Origin of the sequence: Streptomyces sp. URMC 124, assembly GCF_051386455.1 — a bacterium.
Taxonomy (GTDB): Bacteria; Actinomycetota; Actinomycetes; order Streptomycetales; family Streptomycetaceae; genus Streptomyces.
Genome location: NZ_JBPQTS010000009.1, coordinates 52,498 through 74,925, shown reverse-complemented (window position 1 = coordinate 74,925; position 22,428 = coordinate 52,498). Strand labels below are relative to the sequence as shown.

Sequence of the window (22,428 nt, the reverse complement as noted above, 5' to 3'; positions counted from 1 at the left end):
CGCCGTCCGCTACCTCGATGTCCCGGCGGACGAGGTGTTCGTCGAGGCCGTCACGGCGAACATCTCCCATGGCCTGCCGCTGACGCTCAAGGACCGCAAGCTCGCGGCCGAGCGGATCCTGCGGACGCATCCGGCCTGGTCGGACCGGGCGATCGCCCGGATCACGGACCTGTCCCCGAAGACCGTGGGCGCGGCCCGCAGGCGTTCGGGTGAGGAAATTCCTCAGTCGAACACGCGGGTCGGTCAGGACGGCCGCGTCCGCCCGGCCGACGCCGCCGGGCGCCGGGAGATCGCCCGGGCCCTGCTGACCGAACGCCCGGGGGCCCCGCTGCGCGAGGTCGCGGCCTACGCCGGGATCTCCGTCAGCACTGCCCACGACGTCTCCCGGCGCATGCGCGGCGGTGAGCAGCCGGAGCCGGGCGAAGCGCGCCGGACCGCAGGGCCCGGATCCGGGCCCCGGCCGGCGTCCGCCACCGTGACGGGAGTGCGCAGGGGTCCCGGCGTGGGCCGCAACCGGGCGACGGCGCTGCGCAGTCTGGCGAGCGACCCCTCGCTCAGGCTGACCGAGCCGGGGCGGGCGCTGGTGCGGTGGCTGAGCGCGCGGGCCCTGGACATCGAGGCCGGCGAGCGGCTGCTGGCCGCCGTACCGCCGCACTGTGCGGTCACCGTCGCCGGCCTGGCCCAGTCCTACGCCCAGGAGTGGGAGCGGTTCGCCCGCGTACTCTCCTGCCCGCAGGAGGAGCGGGAGCAGCGGGAGGACGCGCAGCGGGCCGGCTGACCGGCGCGCCGGGCGTTCACTCCCCGGGGCGCGGCCCGCGTTCCGCTTCGATCAGGATGCGGCGCAGGAGGCCTGTGAGGAGTTCCCGCTCGGCCGGGTCGAGGGCCCGCAGGATGCGGTGCTCTTCACGGCCCTCGGTTTCCAGGGCGGACTGCCAGGCGCTCTCTCCGGCGGGGGTGAGCTCGATGGTCACTTTGCGGCGGTCGCTCACGGAGGCCTCGCGCCGGACGAACGCGCGCCGCTCCAGGCCGTCGAGGCGGCTGGTCATCGCCGAGGGGGACAGCTGCAGTTCGGCGGCGAGTCCGGAGGGGGTGGCCCGGCCGCCGCGGCCGGAGAGGGCACGCAGCGTCAGGTACTCGAAGCTCTGCAGGCCGTGTTCGGCAAGCGCCGCTTCCCTGGCCCGGCCCAGGTGTTTGACCAGCAAGGACATGCGGGTCACCGTGCCCTCCACCACGGGGTCGAGTGACGGCAGGATCCGCCGCCAGCGGGTGACGTGTTCGTCCACGGAGTCGCGCTCGGTCATGGACGCATTTTACTTCGCCGCCATAAAGTGCGTCGACGCAAAGTGCGTTGCCGTAAAGTGCGTTGCCGAATATTGCGGCGTCGAACTAATCTCCCGCCATGACCGTCATGACCGCCACGACACATCCCCTACGGCTCCGCAACTTCCGGCTGTTGTTCGTCAGCCGGACCATGTCCACGCTGAGCGACGCCCTCGTGCCGACCGCCCTGAGCCTGGCCATCGTGCATGTCACCGGCTCCGCCACCATGCTCGCGGTGGTGCTCGGCTGTGCCCTCGGCACCCGGCTCGTGCTGCTGCCGGTCGCCGGCGCGGTCGCCGACCGGTTCGACACCCGTAAGGTCGCGCTCGTCGCGGACCTCACGCGCATGGTCACGCAGGCGGTGGTGGCCGTGGAACTGCTCGGCGACGACCCGAGCGTCGTGGTCATCGCCGTGGCCCAAGCGGTGGCGGGAGCGGCCTCGGCGGTCGGTCTGTCGAACCTCTCGCCCCTGGTCACCAAGTCCGTGCCCGCGTCCGGCGGTCAGCGGATCAAGGCCAACTCCCTGATGGGCGTCGCCAAGAGCGTCTCCCTGCTGGCCGGTCCCGCCCTCGCCGGCGCCCTGATCTTCGCGGTCGGCTTCGGCTGGGTCTTCGTCGCCGACGCGACCGCCTTCGGCGTCAGCGCCACTCTGATGCTCCTGATACGCCTGGAGGAAGGGGCGGACGAGACGAACGGGTCCACCGCCGGCCCCGGCGCACGCCGCTCCATCCGGGCGGACCTGAGCGAGGGCTTCAAGGAAGTGCGGGCCCGCGACTGGTACTGGACCAGCCTCATCGCCCACGCCGTCTGGAACTTCGTCGCCAACGTCCTGCTCACGCTCGGCCCGCTCATCGCCGTGAAGCGGCTCGGCGGCGAGGGCTCCTGGGTCGCGGTGACCCAGGCGGGCGGAGTCGGCCTCCTGCTCGGCTCGCTCGTGTCGGGCTGGGCCCGCCCCAAGCGGCCGGTACTCGTCGGCAACATCGCGCTGGCCACCTACGCGCTGCCGCTGACGCTGTTCGCCGTCGGCGCCCCCGTTCCGCTCCTCGTGGCCGGCTACGGCATCGCCCTCGCCGCCCTGGGCTTCCTCAACCCGACGTGGGACACCGCCGTCCAGGCGGTCATTCCGCAGAGCACGCTGGCCCGGGTCAGCTCCTACGACTGGCTGGTGTCGCTGGCCGCGCAGCCGCTCGGCGTGATCCTGGCACCGGTCGCCCTGTCGCTGTGGGGCGAGCGGGTGCCGTTCGCCGCCGCGGCCGTCCTGGTCGCGGTGGTCTGCGTGGGCACGGCCGCGGTCCCCGGCGTCCGCAGGCTCCGCCTCGACTACGCAGCACTGGCCCAGCCCGCGCCCACCGCGGAGCCGGCACCGCAGCCGGCACCCCGGCCGGAGGCGGAGGCAGCGCCGGAGGCGGAAGCAGAGACCGGGGCCGAGACGGTCCGAAGCGGCGGGAAGGGCGCCGGAGCGACCGCCTGACGCGGCGGCAACTCCGTTTGCCGAAGGTTCCTTGACGGGGAAAGTCCCGCTTCGGAGGATGGGTCCCACGGTCGGCCCCGACCGCCTCGCCGGGTGGATCGACACCGCGCGAGCCGGGCCGCTGTCACCCACGCTCCCCTGCCCGTCCGTGGCTCCGCACCGTTGGAGCGCTCACCTCACGAGCCGCCCGGGACACCGACGACCGGTGCCCGGGCGCGGACCGGCACGCCCCGAAAGGAACCCCATGAGCACCGCCACGCACGACCTCCTGGAGCAGATACGGCTGATCTGGGCCGAGGTGCTCGACCAGGACCTGGAGGACGTCCCGGTCGACGAGAACTTCTTCGAGGCCGGCGGCGACTCCCTGCTCTTCATCGTCCTCCTGGAGCGCGTCAACCGCCTGACGGGGCGCGAGATCGAGGCCGCGGAGCTCTTCGACCACTCCACCGTGGAGGCCCAGGCGGAGTTCCTCGCCGGCGACGCCGGTGACGCAGCGGACGAGGGAAGCGGGCGACTGCTCTCCAGCGGCCGCTGAGGCGGGGCGCGAGGCGTGAACCGCGACACCGACATCGCCGTCGTCGGCGCCGGGTGCCGTTTCCCCGACGCGTCGACCCCGCAGGAGTTCTGGCGCAACCTGGACGCGGGCACCGTCTCCGTGCGGGAGCTCTCGGACGAGGACCTGCTCGCCGCCGGAGTGGAGCCGGGCACCTGGGCCGATCCCGCGTACGTCCGCAAGGCCGCCCGCCTGGACGCGCCCGCCGACTTCGCGGGCGAGTTCTTCGGCTACTCCCGGGCGGAGGCCGAAGCCGTCGACCCGCAGCAGCGGCTCTTCCTCGAAGTGTGCTGGGAGGCGCTGGAGTCCGCGGGGCACGGCGCCCGCGCGGGGAGCGCCACCGGCGTCTTCGCCGGCAGCCACGCCGGGCCCTACTCGGCCCGGCTGCTGGCCGCGACCGCGCTGCGGGACGGCTGGCCGGCGGCGCTCGGCGACGTGGCGCTGCACCTGGGCGGCCTGGGGGACTTCCTGCCCGCCCGCGTGGCCTACAAGCTGGGGCTGCGCGGGCCCACCGCCGGCGTCCAGGCGGCCTGCGCGTCGGCCCTGTACTCCGTGCACCAGGCGGTGCTGAGCCTCCTCGCGGGCGAGTGCGACCTCGCGCTGGCCGGCGGCGCCACCGTCCTGGAGCCGGAGACCGGCTACCGGCAGCGCCCGGACGGCAGCCTGTCCGCGGACGGCTACTGCCGTTCGTACGACGCGGCGTCCACGGGCACCTTCTACAGTTCGGGCGTCGCCGCCGTCGCGCTGCGCAGGCTCCCGGACGCGCTGGCCGACGGTGACCCGGTGCTCGCGGTCCTGCGCGGCACCGCCGTCGGCAACCACGGCGCCGACCGCGCGGGCTTCACCGCCCCCAGCGCGGCGGGCATCGCGGACGTCGTGGGCCGGGCCCTGGAGGCGGCCGGGGTCCGTGGCGACCAGCTCGACTACGTCGAGGGGCACGGCGTCGGCACGCCCATCGGGGACCGCCTGGAGATCCGCGGGCTCACCGCCGGCCTGGGCCCGGGGGTGCCCGCCGGACGGATCGCGCTCGGCTCGGTCAAGGCCAACATCGGGCACACCGGGCCCGCCTCCGGGCTCGCGGGACTGCTCAGCGCCGTCCACGTCGTCCGCACCGGCCGCCTGGTGCCGCACCCGCTGTTCGCTGCGCCCCGGGAACCCGGGGCCTTCGCGAAGAGCCCGTTCCACGTGACGACGGAGCCCCGGGCGCTGGCCGGAGCCGAGCGGTTCGCCCTCGTCAACAACATCGGCTTCGGCGGCAACAACGCCGTCGCCGTGGTCGCCGCGCCGCCCGCACCGGTGCGCGCTCCGGCCCCGGAGCGGCCCGTCGTACGACTGACCCTTTCGGCCCGCAACGACGTCGAACTGGACGCCCTGGCAGGGCGGTTGGCCGAGGCGGTCGAGTCCGGCGACGTACCTTTGAGCGACGTATCGACGGGCAACGTATCGACGGGCGGCACGCCCATGGGCGACCTCGCCCACACCCTGCGGGTGGGTCGCCGCGCCTTCCCCGCGCGGCGTGTGGTGACCGTCCCCGCAGGCAACCCCGCTGACGGTCCCGTCGGCCTCGCCCGGCTGGCCGCCGCCCTGCGCGACCCTGTGGATCCGGCCGTACGCTCCCGGCGCGCCGCCTCCGGGCAGCGGCTCGCGGTGGTCGTCCCTCCCGGCACCCCGGGAGCCGACGAGCTCCTCGGCCTGCTGGCCGCCGCCTTCCCGCGCCGCAGCGCCCTGTACGACGCCGTCGCCGACGTGCCCGGCAAGGCCTTCACCGTCCTCGTGGGCGACGGCATGGACGCGGGCGCGCACACGGGCCCGGTGGCCCACCTGCCGGCCCGGCCCGCGGACGCGGCCGGCGCCGTCGAGGAACTGGCCCACGAGGCCTGGCTGCACGGCGTCGACGTCGACTGGGCCGCCCTCGCCGGCTCCCGCGGCCGACGCGTGCCCCTGCCCACCTACCCCTTCCCGCGCGAGCGCTACTGGGCCCTCGACCACTTCGCCGGGCAGGCGGCCGCGCCCCTGCCCCCGGGCGACCGCTCCCGCCCGCACCCAGCCCAAGGAGACCCCGCATGACCGCCCGTACCCTCTACTCCTGGTTCCAGGAGGCGGTGGACCGCTACCCGGACCACACCGCGATCGAGGTCCAGGACGCCTCGTACACCTACCGCGAGCTGCACGACCAGGCCGAGGCCCTGGCCGAACTCCTGGTCCGCGAGCACGGCCGGGTGCCCGAGCGGATCGCGCTGCTCGCGATGCGCAGCCACGTCGCCTACGCCGGCTACCTGGCCGCGCTGCGCCTCGGCGCGGTCGTGACCCCGCTCAACGCGCGTTTCCCCGTCACCCGCAACCAGGCCACCTGCGACCTCGCCCGGATCGACGTGGTCATCGCGGACGAAGCGGGGGCTGCGCAGCTCGCCCGGCCCGAGGGCTGGGAGGGGCACCAGGCCATCGCGCTGACCGCCGCCGACGTGGCCGAGGGCAAGGCCGGCGGCTCCCTGCCCGCCTACCGGGGCGATCTGGAGGACGTGGCCTACCTGCTGTTCACCTCCGGCTCCACCGGCCGTCCCAAGGGCGTGCCCATCCGGCACCGCAACGCCTCCGCGTACGTCGCGCACTCCGTGGAGCGCTACGACGTGCGGCCCGGCGACCGCGTGTCGCACACCTTCGACCTCACCTTCGACCCGTCGGTCTTCGACCTCTTCGTGACCTGGGCCGCGGGCGCCACCCTCGTGGTGCCCCAGCGCACGGAGCTGCTCACGCCGGTCGACTACATCATCGACCGCAGGATCACCCACTGGTTCTCGGTCCCCTCGGTCGTGTCGGTCAGCCGCAGCCTCGGCAAGCTGTTCACCGGCGTCTCGGACACGCTGCGCTACAGCCTCTTCATCGGCGAGCAGCTCACCCTCGACCAGGCAGCGGCCTGGCGGCAGATCGCGCCCGGCGCGGTGCTCGGCAACGTCTACGGACCCACCGAACTCACCGTCGCCTGCACGGGTTACGAGCTTCCCGCCGACCCGGAGCAGTGGCCGGCGACCTCCAACGACACGGTGCCGATCGGCCCGGTCTACCCCTTCCTGGAGTGGCTCGTCCTGGGCGAGGACGGCCGCCCGGCCGAGGACGGCGAACTCGTGGTGCGCGGCTCCCAGCGGTTCGCCGGCTACTACGATCCGGCGGACGACGCGGGCCGGTTCCTGTCCGTCGAGGAGACCCCCGACGGGCCGGTGGCCACCGTCTACGACGGCACCGGCGAGCTGACCGACGCGCACTACTACCGCACCGGGGACCGGGTCCGTCTGGAGAACGGCACCTGGGTCCACCTGGGGCGGCTCGACAACCAGGTCAAGATCCGCGGCTACCGCGTGGAACTGGGCGAGATCGAGACCGTGCTGCGCCGCCACCCCGGCGTCGACCAGGCCGTCGTCGTGGTCTCCCCGCAGGGCCCGGCCGCCGGCGTCGTCGCCTTCTTCACCGGCCCCGGCGAGCCGGACCTCAAGGAACTCAAATCCTGGCTGCGCAAGAAGCTCCCGGTGCACATGGTGCCGCAGCAGTACACGCACCTGGACGCGCTGCCCCTGAACGCCAGCGGGAAGGCCGACCGACCCGCCCTGACCCGCATGCTCGCCGAACGCGCGACGCAGGAAGGCAAGTGAGCACGACCGTGGACTTCAGCCTCTTCTACTTCGCCAACGACAGCGCGAGCGAGGGCGGCGGCAACCGCTACGAACTCCTCATGGAGGGCGCCAAGTTCGCCGACCGCAACGGCTTCACCGCGGTGTGGACGCCCGAACGGCACTTCCACCCCTTCGGCGGCACCTACCCCAACCCGTCGGTGACCAGCGCGGCCATCGCCGCCGTCACCGAGCGCGTCCACATCCGTGCGGGCAGCGTGGTGGCGCCCCTGCACCACCCGCTGCGCATCGCCGAGGAGTGGTCGGTCGTCGACAACATCTCCGGCGGCCGCGTCGGCATCTCCGTCGCCTCCGGCTGGCACGCCACGGACTTCTGCTTCAACCCCGGCGCGTACGAGAACCGCAGGGCGGGCCTCTTCGAGCAGGCGGAACAGGTCCGCAAGCTCTGGCGGGGCGAGCCGATGACCGTCACGGGCGGCACCGGCGACGAGGCCAGCGTGCGGATCTTCCCGCCGCCGGTCCAGCCCGAGCTGCCGGTGTGGATCACCAGCGGCGGTGACTCCCGTACCGTGCAGGAGGCCGGCGCCGGCGGGTACGGCCTGCTCACGCACCTGCTCGGCCAGGACCTCGACCAGCTCGCCGAGAAGATCGCCCTGTACCGCAAGGCGTACGCCGAGCGCCCCGGTGCGGACGGGACGCCCGGTCACGTGGCCCTCATGGTGCACACCTTCCTCGGCGAGGACGACGACGCCGCCCGCGAGACGGTCCGCGCGCCGCTGTCGGCGTACCTGCGCAGTTCGCTGGGGCTCATCCTCAACGGCTCGCAGATGGGCGCCGCCCGCAAGATCGACCCGTCGAAGCTGCGCGAGAAGGACATCGACTTCCTGGTGGCGCGGGCCTTCGACCGCTACTACGACGACGGCGGCCTGCTCGGCGGCGTCGAGAAGTGCCGCGCGGTGGTCCGGCGGCTGCGGTCGATCGGCGTCGACGAGATCGCCTGTCTCATCGACTTCGGCCTGCCCGCCCAGGAAGTCCTCGGCAGCCTGGACCACTTGGACCGGCTGCGCTGGCTGAGCCTCGACGACTCGGAGTGACCCCGATGACCACCACACCCGCCGGCGGGGACCGCGCGGTACGTCCCCTCCACGAGACCTTCGCCGCGGCCGCGGCGGCCTGGCCCGAGCGCATCGCCGTAAGCGACGGGCGACGCGAGCTGACCTACGCCGAGCTCGACCGCGCGGCCAACCGGCTCGCCCACCGGCTCACCGCCCTCGGCGCGGGCCCCGAGCAGCTGGTCGCCCTCTGCTCGACGCGCACGGTCGACCTCGTGGTCGGCGTGCTCGGCATCCTGAAGTCGGGCGCGGGCTACCTCCCGCTCGACCCGCGCTACCCGCTGGAGCGGCTGCGCGCCACCGTGACCGACGCCGGCTGCCGACTGGCCGTCGGCGACGACGTGCCGGACCTGGGCCTGACCAGCGTCGCCCCGGCGCAGGACGACCTCGCGGACGAGCCGGACACGGCGCCCGCCGGTGGCGCGGAGCCCGGGAACGTCGCCTACGTGATCTACACGTCCGGCTCCACGGGCAAGCCGAAGGGCGTCGTCGTCACCCACGCCAACGCCGCCCGCCTGTTCACCGTCACCGCCGGGGACTTCGGCTTCGGACCGGACGACGTGTGGACGATGTTCCACTCCATCGCCTTCGACTTCTCGGTGTGGGAGCTGTGGGGCGCCCTGCTGCACGGCGGCCGCGTCGTCGTGGTGCCGTACGAGCTGAGCCGCGACCCCGAGGCGTTCGTGCGGCTGCTGCTGGACGAGCGCGTCACCATGCTCAGCCAGACGCCCTCCGCCTTCCGTCAGCTGGCCACGGCGGCCGAGGCGCTCGGGTTCCCCGGCACGGCGCTGCGCGCGGTGGTCTTCGGCGGCGAGAAGCTCGAGCCGGCCATCCTCAAGCGCTGGGTGGAGCGGTACGGAGACGACCGGCCCCGGCTGATCAACATGTACGGCATCACCGAGACGACCGTGCACGTCACCCTGCGCCCGATCACCCGCGCCGACCTCGACGACCGGCGCAGCCCCATCGGCGCCCCGCTGGCCGACCTCACCCTGCACGTGCTCGACGAGAACCTGCTCCCGGTCGTGCCGGGCGAGGAGGGCGAGCTGTACGTCGGCGGCGCCGGTGTCGCGCGCGGCTATCTGAACCGGCCCGAGCTGACGCGCGAGCGGTTCCTGCCCGACCCGTTCGTCCCGGGCGGGCGGCTCTACCGCACGGGCGACCTGGCGGAGCAGGGCGCGGACGGCGAGGTCTACTACCACGGGCGTGCCGACGGTCAGGTCCAGATGCGCGGCTTCCGCATCGAGCTGGGCGAGATCGAGGCCACCGTGCTCGCCCACCCCGAGGTGCGCGAGGCCGTCGTCCTGCTGCGCGAGGACGAGCCCGGCATGCAGGCCCTCGCGTGCTACTGGGTGGGGCGCGGCGGCACCGGGCAGCCGGACGACCTGCACGCCGCGCTGCGGGAGCACGCCGCCGAGCGGCTGCCCGCCCACATGGTGCCGTCGGCGTTCGTGCCCATGCCCGCGCTGCCCATGACGCCCAACGGCAAGCTGGACCGGGCCGCCCTGCCCCGCCCCGAGGTGCGCCTCGCCGCGGCGACCACGGGCGGCCGCGCCCCCGCCGACGGCGTCGAGAGCAGCCTCGCGGAGATCTGGGCAGAGGCGCTCGGGGTGCCCGCCGTGGGGCTCGACGACAACTTCTTCGCGCTCGGTGGCGACTCCATGCGGGCCATCCCGATGGTGGCCCGGGCGAAGGAGGCGGGGCTGCCCGTCACCGTCGTCGCGCTCTTCGCCCACCCGACCGTCGGCGCGCTGGCCGAGTACTGCCGCGCCCAGGAGCAGTCGTCCGCCGCACCGGTGGAGGAGGCCGCCTCCGAGGCGGCGGACGAACGGTTCCTCGCCGCCGCCCCGGAGGGCGTCGAGGCGGCCTATCCGGCGTCCGCTCTGCAGCAGGGCATCATCTTCCACTCGAAGCTCAGCAACGACCCGACGCTCTACCACGACCTGGAGAGCGTCCGCGTACGGGGGCCGCTCGACCTCGGGGCGCTGCGGCGCGCTCTCGACGCCGTCGCCGGCCGCCACGAGATCCTGCGCACCTCCTTCGACCTCGGTACCCACCGGCAGGTCGTGCAGTACGTGCACGCCGAGGCGGAGATCCCGCTGACCGTGGTGACGCCCGCCGAAGGCCTCGACCCGGACGCCGCGCTGCGCGCGTGGTGGCGGGAGCAGTGGCGGAACCGCTTCGACCTCACCCTGGCTCCGCTGCTGCGCGTCCACGTGCTGCAGCACGGGGAGGAGGACTTCCACCTGGCGGTCTCCACGCACCACAGCATCCTGGACGGCTGGAGCTTCGCCCTCCTGATGACCGAGCTGATCACCGGCTACGACCGCGAGATGACCGGGCGCACCGCCTACGCCGACGACGAACGGCCCCTGCCGTACCGGGAGTTCGTCGCGCTGGAGGCCCGCGAGGCCACGTCGGACGCGGCCCGCGCGTACTGGTCGCAGGTGCTCGACGGGGCCACGGCCACGCGGCTGCCCGCTCCGTCCGCACAGGCCGTCCCGGCCGCACAGCCCGCCCCGGCCGCCGGGCCCGCCGCGGCTGCAGGGGCCGCCGCGGTCACCGCCGGCTCGGGGGACCTCGGTCCGGACGTCACCGTGGTCTTCGCGCCGGAGCTGGTGCAGCGGGTCACCGAGCGGGCCGCCGCTCTCGGCACGCCCGTCAAGAGCCTCTTCCTCGCCGCGCACCTGCGGGCGCTCGGCCGGGTCGCCGGGACCGAGGACGTCGTCACCGGCCTCGTCTCGGGCGGCAGGCCCGAGGCCGCCTCGGCAGAATCGACGCTCGGCCTCTTCCTCAACAGCGTGCCGCTGCGCGTCGGCCTGGCCGGCAAGGACTCCGCGGAACTCGTCCGGGCGGCCTTCGCCGCCGAGCAGGACATGCTGCCGCACCGCCGCTACCCGCTGGCGCGGATCAGCCGGGACAACAAGGGCGCGCCGTTCGAGGTGCTGTTCAACTTCACCGTCTTCGGAGTGGTGGACGGCCTCGACGACCTCATGCTCCTCAAGGCGACGGACTGGTGGCTGAGCGACCGCAACAGCTTCCCCGCCTCCGTGGAGATCGGCCGCATGACCGGCAGCGACCAGTGGAAGCTGGACATCACGGTCGACCCGGCCAAGGCCGACCCCGCCTGCGCGCAGGAGCTGGCCACCGCACTGGAGGCCGCGCTGTGGGAGCTCGTCTCCCCGTGAGCAGCCGATGGATCCGCACGCTGGGCACGGCGGCCGCGGACGCGCCGCGGCTGCTGTGCCTGCCCCACGCCGGGGGCACCGCCGGCTTCTTCCGGCCGCTGGCCGGGGAGCTGGCGGCCCGCGGGTCCGCGGCGGAGGTGCTCGCGGCGCAGTACCCGGGGCGGCAGGACCGGCTCGGTGAGCCCGCCTTCACCTCGCTGCCCGGACTCGCCGATGCGCTGCACGCCGCGCTCGTCGAGGAGTTGCACGCCGCGTACGCCGAGGAGCCGTCCGGCCCCGGCGGCCGGCCGCTGGTCCTCTTCGGGCACAGCATGGGCGCGGTGCTCGCCTTCGAACTGGCCCTGCGCCTGGAGGCCGCGGGCGGGCCACGCCCCGCGGCCGTGGTCGTCTCCGGCCGGCGCGCGCCCTCCGTACACCGTACGGAAGCGCTCCCGGACGACGAGGAACTCCTCGGCGACCTGCGGACGATGCACGGCACCGACGCCCGCGTCCTGGCCGACGAGGGGCTGCTCCGGCTGGTCCTGCCCGCGGTGCGGGCCGACGTCCGGGCCGTGCTGACCCACCGCCCGGACACGCGGGCGGCCGTCGACGCCCCCGTCACCGCCCTCGTCGGGTCGGCCGACCCGACCACGACGGTGGAGGATGCGGCGGCCTGGAGCGACCACACCCGCGGTCGCTTCGCCCTGCGGGTGTTCGAGGGCGGCCACTTCTACCTCGGCGACCGGGCCGCCGGTCCGGCCGCCGCACTTGACGACACACTGGAGGAAGCCGTGCGCAACCGTACGAACGGGACGACGCCCGAGGCGGTGCGGCCGTGAGCGGGATCGTCGACCTGGACGTCCGTTTCCCCCGCGGCCGCGCCACGCTGGAGCAGATGCGGCGCGCCTCCGGCCTGTCCGCCGAGGAGATCCGCGAGATCACCCTGTGCGAGGAGATTCCCGTCCTCGGGCCGGACGAGACGGCCTGGGAGGTCACCCGGGACGCGGCCGCCGCGGTGCTGGAGCGCACCGGGGTGGACCGCACCGCGATCCGGCAGGTCCTGTACGCGGGCTCCGGCGTCTGGGACCGGCCCGCCTGGTCCCCCGCCGCGAAGATCGCCCACGAGCTGGGCATCGAGCACGCGCACTGCTTCGAGATCGTCAACTTCTGCAACGCGGGCATGACGGCGCTCCAGATCGCCAGTGAAAGGACGCGGCTGGACGGCGGGTACGCCCTCGTCCTCCTCGGCGACCGGCTGGGACGCCTGGTCGACTACCACGACGCCGACACCCGGCCGCTGTTCAACGTGGGCGACGCGGGCGGTGCGATGCTGATCGGACCGCACGGCTACACGTACCGGCACCTGCACGCGTCCATGCACACCGACGGAAGCTGGGCCGACTTCTGGGCCGGCGAACACGGCCCTGAGGGGCCGAAGTTCCGGCGGAAGAGCGACCGCAAGGGCCTTTCGTCGGTCTACATGGAGAACTTCGAGGCCCTCGCCCGGCAGACCCTCGACGCGATCGGCCGCAAGCGCGGCGACATCGCGTACGTCCTCACCAACCAGGGCGACCGGAACATCCAGTCGCGCTTCCTGGACGTCCTCGGCCTGAGAGAGGAACAGAGCGTCTTCACCTACGGCCGCCTCGGCCACATGGCGAGCAGTGACACCGTCATCTGCCTCAAGGAACTGGCCGGGCGCGGCGTACTGCGCGACGGCGACCTGATCCTGGTGGCGTCCAGCGGCATGGGCTTCAGCTTCGGCGTCACCGCCCTCGAATACTGCGCGGAAGGTTCCCGATGAGCAAGACGAGCAAGGCCCGGACGAGGCGGACGATCGCGGTCGTCTACGACAAGGGCGCGGTCGCGCCCGCCCAGTTCGCGGCGGGCCTGTCCGGCCTCGGCGAGCTCCTCTTCCTGCTCCCCGACTCGGCCCACAACGAGGAGATGCTGCCGCTCCTCGAACACGTCGGACGCACGCTGCGGCTGACCGGCGACCCGGAGACCGACATCGCCCGCGTCCGCGCCGAGGACCCCGCCGCGGTGCTCACCTTCGCCGAGTCCCAGCTGGGCACCACCTCGGCCCTGACCACGGCGCTCGGCCTGCCCGGCCACTCCCCCGAGACCGTCCTGATGCTCACCGACAAGGCACGCCAGCGCGCCCGTCTGGCGGAGACCGGCGTGGACCGGGTCCGCAGCATCACGCTGACCTCGCCCGGTGAGTGGGCGCGGGTCGCCGCCGAGGTGGGGCTGCCCGCGATCGTCAAACCGCTGCAGGGCGAGGGCAGCCGGGGCGTCTTCGTCGTCACGGACCCGGACGAAGTGCGGCGCATGGTGGCCGACGTGTTCGTCACCGCCGACGCGACCGGGACCACCGTGGTCGCCGAGGAGTTCCTCCAGGGCCGTACGGACCTGGACTTCGCCGACTACGTGTCCGTGGAGAGCCTCTGCGGCCCGCAGGGCGTGACGCACCTGGCCGTCACGGGCAAGTTCCCGATGGCCCCGCCGTTCCGCGAGACCGGCTACTTCTGGCCGCCGGCCCTGCCGGACGGGCTGGAGGACGAGATCCGGGCCCTCACCGGAGACGCGCTGCGCGCCCTCGGCGTCACCACCGGCATCACCCACACCGAGGTCAAGCTGACCCCCGAGGGCCCGCGGATCATCGAGATCAACGGCCGGATCGGCGGGCACATCCACCTGCTCGGCCGGAACGCCGGCGACGTCGATCTGGCCCGGGTGGCGGGTCTGCTCGCCCTCGGCGAGCAGGTGCGGCTGGCACCGTTCCACCCGGAGCGGGCGCACTTCGTGTTCATCGGGCTCGGCCCGGTGGAGCCGGCCCGGTTCCTCGCCGTCCACGGCGAGGACGACGTCCGCGCCCTGGACGGCGTCGACGGTTACCGCGGCTTCACGCGTATCGGCGAGGACCTGCCCGGCGGCGTCAACACCCAGATCCTCAACCTCGTGTGGGGCAGCGGAGCGGATCACGCCGAGATGGTCGCCCTGTACGACAAGACGCGGTCGGCGCTGAGCTACGACTTCGCGTTCCCCGACGGGACGACGCGCACGCTCACTCCGGCCGAGCTGATGCGGTGACCTCCGCCGCCGCGGGCTCCCGCTTGCGCGCCTGCTCCCGCTTCCGTACCACGCTCCGCTGGGAGGAAACACCGTGACCATGTCCATGCAGGCCCTTCAGGCACTCCAGGCGCCCCAGGCCCCTCGGGCGTCCGTCGGCGCGGACGAGTTCCGCGAGGCGATGGCGCACCTGGCGGCGCCGCTGACGATCATCACCACCGTGGACGCGGAGGGGAACCGCCGCGGCTTCACCGCCAGCGCGGTCACCTCCGTGTCCATGGAACCGCCGCTGCTGCTCGTCGGGATCGGCCGCACGGCCGGCTGCCACGCTGTCCTGACCACCGGCACCGAGTTCGTGGTCAACCTCCTGGGCGCCGCCCACACCGACGTCGCCCGGGCCTTCTCCCGCAAGGGCGTCGACCGGTTCGCCTCCGGCGAATTCACCGCATGGCCGGACTCCGGCCTCCCGGTCCTCGCGGACGCACACGCCGCCTTCCGGTGCCGCCGGGCGGACGTCCTCCCCGCAGGCGACCACGACCTGCTCCTCGGCGAACTCCTGGACGTCCGCCGGGGGCCGGGCGGGGAGCCGCTGGTGTGGCACCAGCGGGAGTTCTGCACGGCGGTGGGCCGGACCGGGCGGTAGAGAGGGCGAGGAGGAGCCGCGGCCCCCTGGTGGTGCTGGTCGTGCGGCCGCTTATGCTGCGGTGATGGCTGCAGTGAGCATGGAGAAGTCGCAGAGCGGGACCGTGGACCGGGGGGCGTACCTGCTGTTCACGTTCGTCGTGGTGGGGCTCGGTTGGGTCATTGCCGCGGTCAATACGGGCATCTCCTACCTGGTCCTGGACATGAACTGGATCGCGATATCCACCGGTGTCCTCGGGTGCTTCGTCTTTGCGATCGCGTTGCGCTTCCTCCATTGCGCGTGGTGGCTCGCCGTCCTCTCCTTCCTGCCGGCGGTGTTCGTCCTCGTGGGCTCGGTGGAGTACGCCCCGGAGTCCACGCTCGCCGGCCGGGGGATCCGTGAGAGCGTCCTGGTCACCGGTGACAAGGCCATCGAGGGCCAGGAGAACCACCGCTTCGTGCTCACCGGCCGGTCGGGGGAGCTCGAAGAGACCCTCGATCACGACGGGGAGCCCCCGAAGTGGAAGGTAGGCGACCGGGTCGATGTCATCAGTGATCCGAAGGGTGTCCTGTCGCTGGAGGAGGCCTCCGACGTCGACCCGGACGCGCAGTTCGCCATGCTCGTCGTGGGTGTCGCCGGGTGGACTGGCATCACCTTGCTCGCCGGCCGGCGCGGCTTCGTACGGCGCAGTGCGGGCCGGCGGCCTGCGTTCGACGAGGACGTCTGAGTCTCCACTCCTGGCCGGCACATGTCCGCCCCCGGCCCGTGGGCTCGTGTCCGTGGGTCAGGCCGGGCGGGGGCGGCGGCGGAGTCTGCCGTAGAGGATGGAGGCCTCCATGCCGGCGAGCAGTCCTCCGCAGGTCCAGGCGTGACCGGGCGTCAGGCCTTTGACATCGGTGCTCAGCCTCGTCGCGAGCCAGTCGTCCGGGTCCACCACGAGTGTGACGCGCTGCAACGGCTCGAGGTCCTCGTCGCAGCCCTGTGAGTCGTCGATCTTGTAGGTCACGGGCCGTCCGGAGTCCGACCGGACGACGGTGCAGGTGCGCCCGTCATGGTGTTTCCGGTGGTAGCCCTTGATGCCGGCTATCGCGGCCTCGTAGCGCTCGCCGCGCTTCTCCAGCACGTAGTCGTTCAGCGCGGGTCCGCTGAAGAGAGCGAACGCGAACCCGAGGACGGCCGCGCACGTGCCGGGCCCGGCGCCGCAGAAGGCTCCGGCCACCACCAGGGTGAGCATGAGGACGACGGCGCAGCCGGTCATCAGCAGGGTCGAGCCGCCCTGGTTGAGCCACCCGCACCCGGCCAGGACCAGGGGCGTGAGGATCGCGACGGCAAGAGTGACGGGCCACCTGCGCGATGCCTGAGGGCCGGTCAGCCTCGTCACCCTCTTCGGGGGGCTGGTCGTCTGTGTCCTCACCGGTTCCGGTTCCTTCTCTTCAGTTGCCCTGGCCGGGGTGGGCTTCCCCTTGGGCCAGGGGGGTGGTGGCCCAGCCGCTTTCCAGCAGGGTGAACAACTCGTGCATGGTCCGGGCCGGGTCGTCGCTCGCGCGGGCGATGCCGGGGGCTTCCATGGCGAAGCGTGCCAGGCCGGTGACGGCCGGGGCGTCGGGCGCCAGGCCCGTGGCGTCGGCGAGGGTGGCGGTCAGCGCCTTCTCGTGGCGCAGCCACATGCGCCGGGCGTAGTCGCTCAGCGCGGGGGTGGATTCCACGAGGACGAACATGGGGTCGTCGGTCCGCGCCGCGGTGCGGGTGCGTACGAGGTGGTCGCGCAGGGCGTGCAGCACGGACTGCCCGGGGGCCCGGTCACGGACCGCGGCGAGCAGGGCGCTCTCGATGTCGGTGTCCAGGTCGAAGACGAGGGCTTCCTTGCTGGGGAAGTGCTTGAAAAGGGTGCTCAGGGAGACGTCGGCGGCCTCCGCCACCTCGCGCACACCGACGTTGTCGAAGCCGCGCTCGGTGAACAGCCTCAGTGCGGCGTCGGCCAGGGCCTGCCTGGTCCGGGCCTTCTTGCGCTCGCGGCGCCCCGTCGTCGTATCGGCCATTCCCGTACCTTACCCCGGCGACCCGAGCCGATCGTGAAGGCGAGCAGATCAAAAGTCGGAGCAGTTGCACTTTTGGAGTCGCTGTGTTTCTGTGGTTGTGTCAGCCCCGACACGCAATGCGGCTACTTCTGCACGGAGTTGGGATCACCTGCTGACGTCCTGCACCTTCTTCGTACGTTGAACGGAGCAAGCATGCCCCTGACGTCCTCCACCCCTCGCATCGCGATCGTCGGTGCCGGCCTCGGCGGCCTCGTCTGCGCGAGCGTCCTGCAGCAGCACGGCTTTCCGGTCACGGTCTTCGAGCGCGAGACCGGTCCCGGCTCCCGCTCGCAGGGCGGCAGTCTCGACATCCACGAGGGCACCGGCCAGGTCGCCCTGCGCGCGGCCGGATTGCTCGACCGGTTCCTCGCCCTGTCCCGGCCCGAGGGCCAGGAGTGGCGCATGTACGACCGCCACGCGAACCTGGTGCGGCGCGACCGGGCCGGCGCCGGCGATCTGAGCAGGCCGGAGATCGACCGCGGCCGGCTGCGCGCCCTCCTGCTGGACTCCCTCGCCCCCGGCACGGTCCGCTGGGACCACCCCGTACAAGCCGCCACCCCGCTCCCCCACGGCGGCGCCCGCCTGCACCACCACGACCGCGGTACCGAAGACTTCGACCTGGTCGTCGGCGCCGACGGCGCCTGGTCACGCGTACGTCCCGCGGTCTCCGAGGCCCGGCCCGCCTACACCGGCGTCACGATGGTGGAGACCCGTTTCGATGACGTCGACCGCCGTCACCCCGGCATCGCCCGGCTGGTCGGCGCCGGCACGATGTCGGCCAAGGCGGGCCACCGCAGCCTCGTGATGCAGCGCAACAGCGATGGACACGTGCGCGTCTACGTCACCTTCCGCGGCCCCCAGGACTGGCACGCCGGGATCGACCTCGAGGACACCGAGGCGGTACGGGCCCGTCTCCTCACCCGGTACCAGGGCTGGGACGAGAGCCTGCTGGCCATCCTGCGCGACAGCGAGGGCGGTTTCGTCAACCGGCCCATGTTCGTCCTGCCGGTCCCCCACTCCTGGCAGCGCGTTCCCGGCATCACCCTGCTCGGCGACGCCGCCCACCTGATGCCGCCCGTCGGGGTCGGCGCCAACCTCGCCCTGCTCGACGGCGCGGAACTCGCCCAAGCCGTCATCGGCCACGCCGGCGTCGACGAGGCCCTCGACGCCTACGAGAGCGTCATGCTGCCCCGCGCCATCGACAACGCGAAGACCGCCCAGCACATGCTCGCCACCCTCATGCCCGAGCCCGGCTCCGGCCCCGGCTCCGACGAAGCCCTCTTCCCGGACTCCCTCTGGCCTGACAGCACGCTCCCCGCCCCGGGCCCGGCTCACAGCAGCTGAGCCCGGCCGCCCCCGACGGCCGGCGGGAACCGGATGCCTCGTCGTCCTCGCCCGTAGTCCGGTTCAGCCGTAGGCGAGCGCCTCCAGCCGGCTGTAGGGGCCGTTGAAGCGGTCGTGGTCACCGACGGTGGGTCCGCTGTCCGTGTGCTGCCAGAAGGTGTAGAAGCCCCAGCCGTTCGGGAGCTCACCGGAAGAGGAGCCGTAGCGCGGTACCCACAGGGGGTTGTACTTGCCGAATCCGCCGTAGTTGCCGGTGCACTTCTTCCACCACCCGGTCGAGGTGTAGATCACCGCGTCGCGCCCGGTGTGGTCGCGGTAGGCGTCGAGGAAGTCCTCGATCCAGTCGATCATCCGGCCCGTGCTCAGCCCGTAGCAGGCGCTGCCGTAGGGGTTGTACTCCATGTCGAGCACGCCCGGCAGCGTCCAGCCGTCGTCCGTCCAGCCGCCGCCGTGGCGGACGAAGTGGTCGGCCTGCGCGCCGCCGCCGGAGTTGCCCGGCAGCGCGAAGTGGTACGCGCCCCGGATCATGCCCGCGTCGTACGGGCCGTTGTACTGCTGGGCGAAGTGGGGGTTGGTGTAACTGGTGCCCTCGGTCGCCTTGGCGTAGGCGAATCTGACGCCGCTGTTCCAGAGCTTGGACCAGGAGACGTTGCCGTTGTGGCTGCTGACGTCCACGCCTTCGACCGAGGCACTCACCGAGGCGTTCGCCGGGGGACCCGCCGCGGCGGCGGAACCCGTCGCGGGGCCAGCCGGGGAGAGGTCGGGCAGGGCGGAGCCCTTGGCGGCGGCCGGGCCGCGTTCGCCCTCGTGGGCACGGACGGTCGAACCCATCCAGTCCTGCTCGGGGTGGGTGGGCAGGCTGCTGTTCCCGTCGGCCGCGGCGACGGGTCCGGGGAGGGTGACGAGCAGGGTGAGGACGGTCAGCAGGGAGAGGAGGGTGGCCGCCGCCGTGGGGGGATGCGGACGGGCCGGGCCCGAGTGGTGCTCCGGCATGAGGTGCCTCCGAGGCCGTGGTGGGAGGAGGGGCAGGGAGCTCAACGGTCGCCGCACGGGTAAGGCCATCGGCTCCACGCTGTACTGCCACGCTCACATCCGGGCCCCGGCAGCGCACGAGGTGACGGGCAGCCGGATGACCCGGGGGGTACACCTGTACGAGGGGGGACCGGTCTGGCGCATCAGCGGATGCGAACACCGCCCCCTTGCCCTCTTGCCCCCTCTTGCTCCCTCACTCCCCCCGCTCCACCGCTTCCCCGGGCAGGACCCGCCTAGGGCGAACCAGTCCACGACGAGAAGGCGGGTGCCGGGGGCCATGGCGCGATGGAGGTTGCCCAGGAGGCGGGTGACCTCTTCGTCCGACCAGTCGACGAGGATGCTCTTGACCATGTAGACGTGCTGCCCCGCGACCTCGCCGCCCGACTGCCCGGTGAGCACGACCTCGGCCATCTGCTCGTACGCGCGGTTGACGCCGGGACCCGCCGCGTACAGCACGTGCGAGGCCACCGACGAGTCGGAGCGCAGGAGCAGGCCGCGCTCGGTCACGGCGTACCGGCCGTCCTTCCCGCGCACCACCAGGCCTTGCGCGGCGCACGCGTCGAGGAAGCCATAAGGGTGTTGAGGATGTCCATCGTCGCGGCGGGAGACGTGCTGGACGTGCTCTGCGTCAAAGGACGACGTCGCGCTGTTCCAGCGCGCCCAGAGCCTGACCGGCGGAAACCTTTCGGCGGCGATCACCAAGGCCCTGCGACGCCTGGTCGAGATCGAGGAGGCACACCTGGAGGGCTTCGAGGAGGTCGAGATCCGCGTCGGCGGTGACGGGGTCTACCACCGCAAGCGGTTCGTGGCCCGGCGCGTGGCGCAGGGCCGGCGGCGCGCGACGGACGATCGCCAGGGCGAGTGGGTCACCGTCTACCACACCAGGAAGGGCAGGTACGCCGTGCACAGCAAGCGTTACGAGTCCGGGAACCCGACGGCCTTCGAGGGCCCGGCGCCGGACGAGCAGGATCCCCGCTACACGGTCGCGTACTGGGAGAACCCGCCGGAGCTCGACTCCTGGAACAGCTGGGACCTGGCGGAGACGGCCGAGATGACCCTCGACGTCTACGAGACCCTCGACGAGCTCAAGGGCGGGCTCCCGGAGGAGCTCTCCCGCGTCGCCGAGGCCAACGCGCGGCAGCAGCCCGTCGAAGAGCTCGACATCTGAGCGCGATCCGACTCGCTGCCCGACTTGCACACCGACCCGCCAGTGGGAGGGGAGACGCCATGGCCGTCGAAGCGGAGAACCTGAGCCGGCAGTTCCGTCAGCGGGGCACGAAGGTGGAGGCGGTGCGCGGCATCGACCTGCACGTGCGGAAAGGGGAGATCTTCGGATTCCTGGGGCCGAACGGGGCCGGCAAGACCACGACGGTGCGCATGCTCGCGACCCTCCTCGCCCCCGATTCCGGCCGCGTCCGCGTCGCCGGGTGCGCCGTGCCCGAGGAGACGCGGCGCGCTCGCCGCCTGATCGGATACGTGGGCCAGGCCGGCGGTACCGACGACGGCATGCCGGTCCTGGACAACCTCGTGCTCCAGGCGCGGCTGAACGGGCTCGGACGCACGGCGGCGCACGAGCGGTCGCGGCGGACGCTGGCCGCGCTCGGTCTGGCGGACCTCGCCGGCCGTCTGCCCCGCAGCCTTTCCGGAGGACAACGGCGCCGCGTGGCACTGGCCCTCGGCCTGGATCCGGCGGCCCGCGCCGCACTGTGGGAGCAGATCCGGGCGCTGCGCGAGGCGGGCACCACCGTCTTCCTCACCACGCACTACCTGGAGGAGGCCGACGCCCTCTGCGACCGGGTGGCGATCATCCACCAGAGTCGCATCGTGGCGTCCGGTGCCCCGGCCGAGCTCAAGCGCGGCATCAGCGGGGACGCGGTGACCGCCGAGGTCGGCGAGGGGGACGGCGAGCAGCTCATGGCCGCCCTCGCACACCAGCGTTCATCGGCAACATGGTGCGGGGACTGATCGACCGGCCCCGGCTCATGGCTTCGCTGCGCGAGCACCCGGAGCACCTGCCCGACGCCGTCGAGGAGTTCTTGAGGTTCGACGGGTCGGCGCGGATGGGAGTGTGGCGGTTCGCGGCGGAGGACATCGAGCTGGCCGGCCGGCGGATACCGGCCGGCAGCCTGGTGATCGTCTCGCCGGCCGCGGCCAACCGCGATCCGGCCAGGTACGCCGACGCCGACAGCCTCGACCCGGACCGCAGGGACGTGGCCGGGCACATCGCCTTCGGGCGAGGCCGCCACCGGTGCACGGGAGCGGCGCTCGCCCGCGTGGAGGCCGAGACGGCCGTCGGCACGCTCATCCGCCGCCACCCGCAACTCCGCCTCGCCACCGGGGAACCCTTGCGGCGGCGGGCCGTGGTCACCCTCCACGGCCTTCGCCGGCTCCCCGTCGTCCTGGGTCCTGCCGGCTAGGAACGCGGGTCAGTCGGTGGATTGGTGGGTGGGACGGTCGGTCGCCGCGGACGGCTCGCTCCAGGTGATCGCGTAGTACTTCAGTCGTTCGTCTTCTGCGACCAGTTGCATGCCGACCGCGGTCATGACGTGCTGGGAGGCGACGTTGTCGTGGTCGGTGTCGCCGTGCACGCAGGTGATGCCGCGTGCACGGGCGAACTCCAGCAGTGCGCGGAGCGACTCGGAAGCGTATCCCTGGCCTTGCGCCGACGGGATCAGGCCGTAGCCGATGGTGACCCTGCCGTCGGGGTCCGCAGGGCCGTGGAAGCCCAGCCCGCCGATCGCGAGCCCGTCCTCGCGCCGCCGGATTTCGTAGGCGCCGAACGGCTGGGGGTCACCGCTGCTCGCGCAGACGCTCAGGAAGCGCTCGGCTCCGGCCACGTCCCCGTCGGCGGGGTATCCGGGCGCCCATCGCGTGCTGTCGTCCGGCTCGCCCGCCAACAGGCGTTCCGCCTCGGCGGGGCTCATCGGATGGAGTGTGAGCCGCGCTGTCTCAAGATCGTCCATGGCGGTGGGGTATCACGCGGGGCGGCCGGGCCGCATGCGGATTTCCCGGCTCGGCCACCGGCCGCCACCGC

The 22,428-nt window shown here is 73.0% G+C and carries 23 protein-coding genes; 16 read left to right on the top strand and 7 right to left on the bottom strand.

The window, feature by feature from the left end:
* Positions 1 to 778: ParB/RepB/Spo0J family partition protein (locus tag ACSNOG_RS03550; RefSeq protein ID WP_436751025.1), on the top strand; the 778-nt coding region annotated here is incomplete at its 5' end.
* A 16-nt stretch (positions 779 to 794) separates the two neighbouring features.
* Here the strand turns inward: ACSNOG_RS03550 and ACSNOG_RS03545 are convergent.
* Positions 795 to 1,301: a MarR family winged helix-turn-helix transcriptional regulator gene (locus ACSNOG_RS03545; RefSeq protein WP_436751024.1), complete on the bottom strand. Its 507-nt coding sequence runs from the start codon at positions 1,299 to 1,301 to the stop codon at positions 795 to 797.
* A 98-nt stretch (positions 1,302 to 1,399) separates the two neighbouring features.
* On the opposite strand from ACSNOG_RS03545, the gene ACSNOG_RS03540 reads away from it, so the two are divergent.
* From ACSNOG_RS03540 to ACSNOG_RS03490, 11 genes are all read left to right on the top strand, one after another.
* The gene (locus tag ACSNOG_RS03540; RefSeq protein ID WP_436751023.1) at positions 1,400 to 2,791 is read left to right on the top strand and encodes an MFS transporter; all 1,392 of its coding nucleotides are present in this window, start codon (positions 1,400 to 1,402) and stop codon (positions 2,789 to 2,791) included.
* A gap of 244 nt (positions 2,792 to 3,035) precedes the next feature.
* On the top strand, positions 3,036 to 3,326 hold the full coding sequence (locus ACSNOG_RS03535) for an acyl carrier protein (protein WP_436751022.1): 291 nt from the start codon (positions 3,036 to 3,038) through the stop codon (positions 3,324 to 3,326).
* 15 nt (positions 3,327 to 3,341) lie between these two features.
* Positions 3,342 to 5,411 (top strand): beta-ketoacyl synthase N-terminal-like domain-containing protein, encoded by a 2,070-nt coding sequence (locus tag ACSNOG_RS03530; protein WP_436751021.1) that lies wholly within the window; start codon positions 3,342 to 3,344, stop codon positions 5,409 to 5,411.
* Positions 5,408 to 6,988 (top strand): amino acid adenylation domain-containing protein, encoded by a 1,581-nt coding sequence (locus ACSNOG_RS03525; protein WP_436751020.1) that lies wholly within the window; start codon positions 5,408 to 5,410, stop codon positions 6,986 to 6,988. The genes ACSNOG_RS03530 and ACSNOG_RS03525 overlap by 4 nt, the downstream gene beginning before the upstream one ends.
* Positions 6,985 to 8,061 (top strand): LLM class flavin-dependent oxidoreductase, encoded by a 1,077-nt coding sequence (locus ACSNOG_RS03520; RefSeq protein WP_436751019.1) that lies wholly within the window; start codon positions 6,985 to 6,987, stop codon positions 8,059 to 8,061. Before ACSNOG_RS03525 ends, ACSNOG_RS03520 begins: the two co-directional genes overlap by 4 nt.
* Positions 8,062 to 8,066: 5 nt before the next feature.
* Complete coding sequence (locus ACSNOG_RS03515; RefSeq protein ID WP_436751018.1) at positions 8,067 to 11,267, top strand: amino acid adenylation domain-containing protein; 3,201 nt, start codon at positions 8,067 to 8,069, stop codon at positions 11,265 to 11,267.
* The gene (locus ACSNOG_RS03510) at positions 11,264 to 12,085 is read left to right on the top strand and encodes a thioesterase II family protein (protein ID WP_436751017.1); all 822 of its coding nucleotides are present in this window, start codon (positions 11,264 to 11,266) and stop codon (positions 12,083 to 12,085) included. Before ACSNOG_RS03515 ends, ACSNOG_RS03510 begins: the two co-directional genes overlap by 4 nt.
* Positions 12,082 to 13,050 (top strand): 3-oxoacyl-ACP synthase III family protein, encoded by a 969-nt coding sequence (locus ACSNOG_RS03505; RefSeq protein ID WP_436751016.1) that lies wholly within the window; start codon positions 12,082 to 12,084, stop codon positions 13,048 to 13,050. The genes ACSNOG_RS03510 and ACSNOG_RS03505 overlap by 4 nt, the downstream gene beginning before the upstream one ends.
* Complete coding sequence (locus tag ACSNOG_RS03500) at positions 13,047 to 14,339, top strand: ATP-grasp domain-containing protein (RefSeq protein ID WP_436751015.1); 1,293 nt, start codon at positions 13,047 to 13,049, stop codon at positions 14,337 to 14,339. Before ACSNOG_RS03505 ends, ACSNOG_RS03500 begins: the two co-directional genes overlap by 4 nt.
* A gap of 79 nt (positions 14,340 to 14,418) precedes the next feature.
* A complete protein-coding gene (locus ACSNOG_RS03495) occupies positions 14,419 to 14,961 on the top strand; it encodes a flavin reductase family protein (protein WP_436751030.1) in 543 nt (180 codons plus the stop codon).
* Between the two features lie 64 nt (positions 14,962 to 15,025).
* On the top strand, positions 15,026 to 15,667 hold the full coding sequence (locus ACSNOG_RS03490; RefSeq protein ID WP_436751014.1) for a hypothetical protein: 642 nt from the start codon (positions 15,026 to 15,028) through the stop codon (positions 15,665 to 15,667).
* 57 nt (positions 15,668 to 15,724) lie between these two features.
* Here the strand turns inward: ACSNOG_RS03490 and ACSNOG_RS03485 are convergent, their stop codons facing one another.
* Positions 15,725 to 16,354 carry a hypothetical protein gene (locus ACSNOG_RS03485; protein WP_436751013.1) on the bottom strand — a complete coding sequence of 210 codons (630 nt, stop codon included), beginning with the start codon at positions 16,352 to 16,354 and terminating at the stop codon, positions 15,725 to 15,727.
* A 19-nt stretch (positions 16,355 to 16,373) separates the two neighbouring features.
* Positions 16,374 to 16,979: a TetR/AcrR family transcriptional regulator gene (locus ACSNOG_RS03480; RefSeq protein ID WP_436751012.1), complete on the bottom strand. Its 606-nt coding sequence runs from the start codon at positions 16,977 to 16,979 to the stop codon at positions 16,374 to 16,376.
* A 192-nt stretch (positions 16,980 to 17,171) separates the two neighbouring features.
* Between ACSNOG_RS03480 and ACSNOG_RS03475 the strand changes: the two genes are divergently transcribed.
* Positions 17,172 to 18,362: an FAD-dependent oxidoreductase gene (locus ACSNOG_RS03475; RefSeq protein ID WP_436751011.1), complete on the top strand. Its 1,191-nt coding sequence runs from the start codon at positions 17,172 to 17,174 to the stop codon at positions 18,360 to 18,362.
* 63 nt (positions 18,363 to 18,425) lie between these two features.
* Here the strand turns inward: ACSNOG_RS03475 and ACSNOG_RS03470 are convergent, their stop codons facing one another.
* From ACSNOG_RS03470 to ACSNOG_RS03460, 3 genes are all read right to left on the bottom strand, one after another.
* Positions 18,426 to 19,355: a lysozyme gene (locus tag ACSNOG_RS03470; protein ID WP_436751010.1), complete on the bottom strand. Its 930-nt coding sequence runs from the start codon at positions 19,353 to 19,355 to the stop codon at positions 18,426 to 18,428.
* A 93-nt stretch (positions 19,356 to 19,448) separates the two neighbouring features.
* Positions 19,449 to 19,901, bottom strand: coding sequence for a methyltransferase (locus tag ACSNOG_RS03465; protein WP_436751009.1), 453 nt, complete (start codon positions 19,899 to 19,901; stop codon positions 19,449 to 19,451).
* A gap of 121 nt (positions 19,902 to 20,022) precedes the next feature.
* A complete protein-coding gene (locus ACSNOG_RS03460) occupies positions 20,023 to 20,274 on the bottom strand; it encodes a hypothetical protein (RefSeq protein ID WP_436751031.1) in 252 nt (83 codons plus the stop codon).
* Here ACSNOG_RS03460 and ACSNOG_RS03455 point away from each other — a divergent pair.
* Genes ACSNOG_RS03455 through ACSNOG_RS03445 form a run of 3 tightly spaced genes read left to right on the top strand, consistent with a single transcriptional unit; the run spans position 20,200 to position 21,811 of the window.
* Entirely contained in the window at positions 20,200 to 20,562 is a 363-nt protein-coding gene (locus ACSNOG_RS03455) for an EXLDI protein (protein WP_436751008.1), read from the top strand. The two genes, ACSNOG_RS03460 and ACSNOG_RS03455, sit on opposite strands and share 75 nt — an antisense overlap.
* A 59-nt stretch (positions 20,563 to 20,621) precedes the next feature.
* Positions 20,622 to 21,359 carry an ABC transporter ATP-binding protein gene (locus ACSNOG_RS03450; protein WP_436751007.1) on the top strand — a complete coding sequence of 246 codons (738 nt, stop codon included), beginning with the start codon at positions 20,622 to 20,624 and terminating at the stop codon, positions 21,357 to 21,359.
* Entirely contained in the window at positions 21,344 to 21,811 is a 468-nt protein-coding gene (locus ACSNOG_RS03445) for a cytochrome P450 (RefSeq protein WP_436751006.1), read from the top strand. The genes ACSNOG_RS03450 and ACSNOG_RS03445 overlap by 16 nt, the downstream gene beginning before the upstream one ends.
* A gap of 9 nt (positions 21,812 to 21,820) precedes the next feature.
* Here the strand turns inward: ACSNOG_RS03445 and ACSNOG_RS03440 are convergent, their stop codons facing one another.
* Complete coding sequence (locus ACSNOG_RS03440) at positions 21,821 to 22,357, bottom strand: GNAT family N-acetyltransferase (protein ID WP_436751005.1); 537 nt, start codon at positions 22,355 to 22,357, stop codon at positions 21,821 to 21,823.
* Between the last annotated feature and the right edge of the window lie 71 nt (positions 22,358 to 22,428).

Coding starts and splice junctions, on each gene's coding strand:
- ACSNOG_RS03470 (WP_436751010.1), bottom strand. CDS start 19,355: ATGCCGGAGCACCACTCGGGCCCGGCCCGTCCGCATCCCCCCACGGCG.
- ACSNOG_RS03545 (WP_436751024.1), bottom strand. CDS start 1,301: ATGACCGAGCGCGACTCCGTGGACGAACACGTCACCCGCTGGCGGCGG.
- ACSNOG_RS03445 (WP_436751006.1), top strand. CDS start 21,344: ATGGTGCGGGGACTGATCGACCGGCCCCGGCTCATGGCTTCGCTGCGC.
- ACSNOG_RS03480 (WP_436751012.1), bottom strand. CDS start 16,979: ATGGCCGATACGACGACGGGGCGCCGCGAGCGCAAGAAGGCCCGGACC.
- ACSNOG_RS03440 (WP_436751005.1), bottom strand. CDS start 22,357: ATGGACGATCTTGAGACAGCGCGGCTCACACTCCATCCGATGAGCCCC.
- ACSNOG_RS03535 (WP_436751022.1), top strand. CDS start 3,036: ATGAGCACCGCCACGCACGACCTCCTGGAGCAGATACGGCTGATCTGG.
- ACSNOG_RS03515 (WP_436751018.1), top strand. CDS start 8,067: ATGACCACCACACCCGCCGGCGGGGACCGCGCGGTACGTCCCCTCCAC.
- ACSNOG_RS03525 (WP_436751020.1), top strand. CDS start 5,408: ATGACCGCCCGTACCCTCTACTCCTGGTTCCAGGAGGCGGTGGACCGC.
- ACSNOG_RS03495 (WP_436751030.1), top strand. CDS start 14,419: ATGTCCATGCAGGCCCTTCAGGCACTCCAGGCGCCCCAGGCCCCTCGG.
- ACSNOG_RS03450 (WP_436751007.1), top strand. CDS start 20,622: ATGGCCGTCGAAGCGGAGAACCTGAGCCGGCAGTTCCGTCAGCGGGGC.
- ACSNOG_RS03475 (WP_436751011.1), top strand. CDS start 17,172: ATGCCCCTGACGTCCTCCACCCCTCGCATCGCGATCGTCGGTGCCGGC.
- ACSNOG_RS03540 (WP_436751023.1), top strand. CDS start 1,400: ATGACCGTCATGACCGCCACGACACATCCCCTACGGCTCCGCAACTTC.
- ACSNOG_RS03500 (WP_436751015.1), top strand. CDS start 13,047: ATGAGCAAGACGAGCAAGGCCCGGACGAGGCGGACGATCGCGGTCGTC.
- ACSNOG_RS03490 (WP_436751014.1), top strand. CDS start 15,026: ATGGCTGCAGTGAGCATGGAGAAGTCGCAGAGCGGGACCGTGGACCGG.